At 63.7% G+C, this 4057-nt stretch carries 5 protein-coding genes and 1 pseudogene; 3 read left to right on the forward strand and 3 right to left on the reverse strand.

Going from position 1 to position 4057, the window contains the following annotated elements; all coding sequences use genetic code 11:
- The coding region (locus tag AC1D00_RS30330) for an aldehyde dehydrogenase family protein (RefSeq protein ID WP_477013197.1) at positions 1-803 on the forward strand (803 nt) is incomplete at its 5' end.
- Between the two features lie 51 nt (positions 804-854).
- Here the strand turns inward: AC1D00_RS30330 and AC1D00_RS30335 are convergent.
- From AC1D00_RS30335 to AC1D00_RS30345, 3 genes and pseudogenes are all read right to left on the reverse strand, one after another.
- On the reverse strand, positions 855-1130 hold the full coding sequence (locus AC1D00_RS30335; protein ID WP_135175135.1) for a hypothetical protein: 276 nt from the start codon (positions 1128-1130) through the stop codon (positions 855-857).
- A gap of 418 nt (positions 1131-1548) precedes the next feature.
- Positions 1549-1738 (reverse strand): annotated as a pseudogene (locus AC1D00_RS30340) (hypothetical protein); the annotation flags it as partial.
- A 272-nt stretch (positions 1739-2010) separates the two neighbouring features.
- Positions 2011-2919, reverse strand: a complete 909-nt coding sequence (locus AC1D00_RS30345) for a helix-turn-helix transcriptional regulator (protein WP_477013198.1) — start codon at positions 2917-2919, stop codon at positions 2011-2013.
- Positions 2920-2949: 30 nt separating this feature from the next.
- On the opposite strand from AC1D00_RS30345, the gene AC1D00_RS30350 reads away from it, so the two are divergent.
- Together AC1D00_RS30350 and AC1D00_RS30355 are read left to right on the forward strand one after the other, a co-directional pair.
- Positions 2950-3831, forward strand: a complete 882-nt coding sequence (locus tag AC1D00_RS30350; RefSeq protein WP_477013199.1) for an NAD(P)H-binding protein — start codon at positions 2950-2952, stop codon at positions 3829-3831.
- 34 nt (positions 3832-3865) lie between these two features.
- Positions 3866-4057: nuclear transport factor 2 family protein (locus AC1D00_RS30355; RefSeq protein ID WP_477013200.1), on the forward strand; the 192-nt coding region annotated here is incomplete at its 3' end.

The raw sequence follows: 4057 nt of genomic DNA on the forward strand, positions 1-4057 counted from the left end.
GCAAGGTGCTGTGCGAGCATCCTGCGGTCCGCTTCGTCGGCTTCACCGGCTCGACCGCCGTCGGCAAGATTCTCTACCAGCAGGCCTCCGTCGGCGTGAAGCGGCTCGGCCTCGAGCTCGGTGGCAACGCCCCCTTCGTGGTGTTCGACGACGCCGATATCGATGCGGCGGTCGAAGGCGCCATCGTCTCGAAATACCGCAACATGGGCCAGACCTGCGTCTGCGCCAACCGCCTCTACGCCCAGGACAAGATCTACGACGAGTTCGTGCAGAAGCTGTCGAAGAAGGTCGCGGCGATGAAGATCGGCGACGGCACCGAGAGCGGCGTGACGCAGGGCCCGCTGATCAACCTGAAGGCGGTCGACAAGGTCGAGCGCCACATTGCCGACGCCGTGAAGCGCGGCGCCAAGGTCGTCACCGGCGGCAAGCGTAGCGAGCTCGGACGCTCCTTCTTCGAGCCCACGGTGCTCGCCGACGTCAAGCCGGACTCGCTGGTGGCGCAGGAGGAAACCTTCGGCCCGCTCGCGCCGGTGATCCGCTTCAAGGACGAGGCCGACGTCATCGCGATGTGCAACGCCTCGCCGTTTGGTCTGGCCTCCTACTTCTACTCTCGCGATCTCGGCCGCGTCTGGCGCGTCGCCGAAGCGCTGGAGTCCGGCATGGTCGGCGTCAACACCGGCCTCATCACCACGGAAGTCGCGCCCTTCGGCGGCGTCAAGGAAAGCGGCCTGGGGCGCGAGGGCTCGCGTCACGGCATGGAAGAATATGTCGAGATCAAATACGTGATGATGGCGGGGGTCTAACCGGCAATCGATGCTGCGCGCCGGCGATTTGAATTCGCCGGCGCGAATGCATCACCGGCACACGTAGGCGCCGTTCACATAGACGCGGACGCATGCCGTGCTGGCCGCTGCCGCACCCACGGCCGCTCCCCCGACGACGGCGCGCCGCGTGGTGCGACGCGCGACGCCGGCGACGCTTGCCGGGGTCGCCGGTCGTCCGACCCTGGCTTCAGCGGCTTGAACGACGACCGTGATGCCGTCGTCGTGTGACCAATTGATCGAGCCGAAAATTCCACAGCCGAGAACGGCTGCAACAAGTAGCATTCGCTTGGTGTCGATCAGCTTCATGGCAACCTCCCTCGGGCTAAAGCCGAGTGATCAGCATTCTTCTGTCGGTTGCTCCCGGCTTGATCTGGATCAAGGCAGCAGAGGAATTGCAGGAACGGCTTGCCCGCTGTTGCGGGGCGCGCGTCTTCTGGCAAGGGTGCAAGATGCAGGAGACGGCTCGAAAGCCGCCTCCCGCTGATGCGTTTGTGCCATCACTGGCAGCGATACATGCGGCCGTCGTCCATCTTGGTCAGAGTACCGGGTGTGCAGACCATGCCGTTTCGCTTCCGCCAGTCCTCCGCGGAGTAGCCGTAAGCCGCGTAAGGACCGCCACCCGCATAATAGCCCGTACCGGCCCCCCATCCAGGTGAGGTCGCGGCAATCGCGGCGGTTGTGCCAATTGCTGCGGCGCCTGCCCCGACTGCGGCGGCACCGTAGACTGCGCGCCGCGTCTGTCGACGTGCCACGCCCGCAACGCTCACGGGAGTCAGCGGGCGACCGACCCGCGCCTGTGCACTGTCGACCGACATCGAGACACCGTGCTCCTCAGTCCAGGTGAAGGAGAACAACGCCGCGCAGGCGAAGGTCGAGACTGCTAGTGCAATTCTTCTCGCACACGTACGTGTCATGTTTCTTCTCCATTGCTGTCTTCCAAATGCGCTTTCGCTGTCCAGGGGCCGTTGCGCGGTCCCTGGAGGTCTTTTTCGCGCTGGTCTGGAGCGGCGTGCAGTCGAAGTCGCGATTGATAGGAGAAGCTTCATCGGGGGCACGCCGTGTCGTGCTCGGAGAGCCAATGGCAGGCAGGATCATACTGGAAATCGGCGCCGGCCGCTATTGAGCCAACGCACGGCAATGGGTCACGCCAACTGCCTTATCACGGAGAGGCGCTGGCAGCGGCGGATCAGCTCGTCGGCATCGTGCCGCGGCGCAGCTGACTGGGACTGCGTCCGAGCTCGCGACGCATCCATTTGGCGAGGTGAGATTGATGGGAAAAGCCCGCTTCAAGGGCAATTTCGCTGAGCTTGCGATTGCCTTGAAGCATCAGCTGCTGCGCGTGCTCCACCCGCCTCCTCAGAACGTAGCGATGGACCGTGACGCCCATCGCCGCCTTGAACCATGCCCGTAGATGCGAGCTGCTGACACCGGCCTCGCGGCTGAGAATGTCGATGGTGAGCGACTGGTCGAGATTTGAATCGATATAGGCCAGGACTCTCTGGAGCTGCGCGTTCGACAGGCGGATGGCCTGGGCCGGCGGATCATTCGCCAGGTTCAGCAATTCGACCGCCAGGGCCATTCCCACGTTCTCGGCAAACAACGGGCCGTTCGGCGAGCCCGCTTTCACGTCGCTTTCGAGAGCCTGTCCAAGCAGAACGATGCGGTCATTCCGCAGCATATGATGGTGCGTCAGTCGGGCGGATGCCAATTGTCGCGCCCTGGACGCTGCGTGGTCCAGCATGCTCGGCGCGAGTCGGATCTGAAGCGACTGGTAGGGCGTCTCCGCCACAAAGCCGCCCAAGGCGCCGCTCGGAATCACGTCGATATCGCCGGCCTGACGCAGAAACTGATCCCCGGTCTCAAGACAGAATGAGCGCGTCGCAGGGCTGAGGTGGATGACGATCCGGTGATCGCGGATCGGCTCGAGCGCAACGGAGTGAGGCTCGGTTCGCATGGCCGCGGCGGCGGTGCCGGCCGATGTTGGCGCCGAACGCGGTCTCGCATACATGGGCCAGGCTCCAGATCTTGGCGGAACGTGCTCGATATTTGGCGCATCGTGCGCGATTTTCAACGGCTCCGGCGCCAAAGAACTCATCTGTCGTTTCGTGACAAATGAGGATGCAAAGTGAGTCATTACGTGATTGTCGGAGCCGGTCCCGTTGGACGCGAGACGGCTCGCCTCCTGGCAGAGCAGGGACACAGCGTCATCCTGACGAGCAGGAATGCCGGGTCGCTCGATGCCGGCGATGTGCGCACGGTTTCGTCGGATGCCACCGACGCCGCGCAGCTCGCCGGATTGGCCAAGGGCGCCGATGCGATCTTCATGTGCGCCATGGCCGCCTATCACAGATGGCCGACCGACTTCTTTCCGATCATGGACGGAACGGTCAAGGCGGCCGAGCAGGTTGGTGCGAGGCTACTCGTGGTCGGGAATGTCTATGGCTATGGCGCGGCGGCCGTGAGCCCTCTCACTGCGGACGTGGAGCCGGACCCGACCACCCGGAAGGGCACGACCCGGCACATCATGTGGCAGCGTGCGCTGCGATCGAACGTTCCCGCGCTCGAGGTCCGCGCAAGCGACTATCTCGGCAAGGGCGCGGTCGCGTATTTCTCGCTGCTGGCACTGCCGTCGCTGCTCAAGAACGAGCCGGTCGCGTTCCTCGGCGATCCCGATGTGGCGCATGCCTGGTCTTTCACCAAGGACACGGCGAGGACGCTGATCGCTGCGTCGCGCTTTACCGGAAAATGGGGCCGCGCCTTTCACGTGCCGTCGCAGTCCGCGTCCGTGCGCGAACTGGTGCGCAGATTTGCGGTCGCGCTGAAGATCGACGTTCCGGACCTGCTTCGCCTCACCTCGGCCGATCTGGAAGGCATCGGCTTCAGCGAAGGGATCGAGATGTCTTATCTGTTCGAGAAGCCGCTTCTGCTCGACGCCGGCGATACCGAGAAACTGTTGGGCGTCGCCGCGAGCAGCCTGGACACGATGGTTAGCGATACCCTGTCGTAAACGGCACGCATTGCCATGTGGAGGAGAAAATCCAATGAGCGAACGAGTGACAAATCTCGTCCAGAACTACATTGCCGTCTGGAACGAGCGAGATGCCGGCAAACGCCGACGGCTGATCGACGATGTCTTCAGCGACGAATGCGTCTACATCGACCCGAATGACTCGGTCGCCGGACGGGATGCAATCGAGCGCCTGGTGGAAGCCTTGCAGGCAAGGCTTCCGGAC

This window comes from Bradyrhizobium sp. P2_E8, assembly GCF_056403875.1.

Excerpts from the sequence above, each read along its gene's own strand:
- AC1D00_RS30335 (WP_135175135.1), bottom strand. The coding sequence starts at position 1,130 with ATGAAGCTGATCGACACCAAGCGAATGCTACTTGTTGCAGCCGTTCTC.
- AC1D00_RS30345 (WP_477013198.1), bottom strand. The coding sequence starts at position 2,919 with ATGAGTTCTTTGGCGCCGGAGCCGTTGAAAATCGCGCACGATGCGCCA.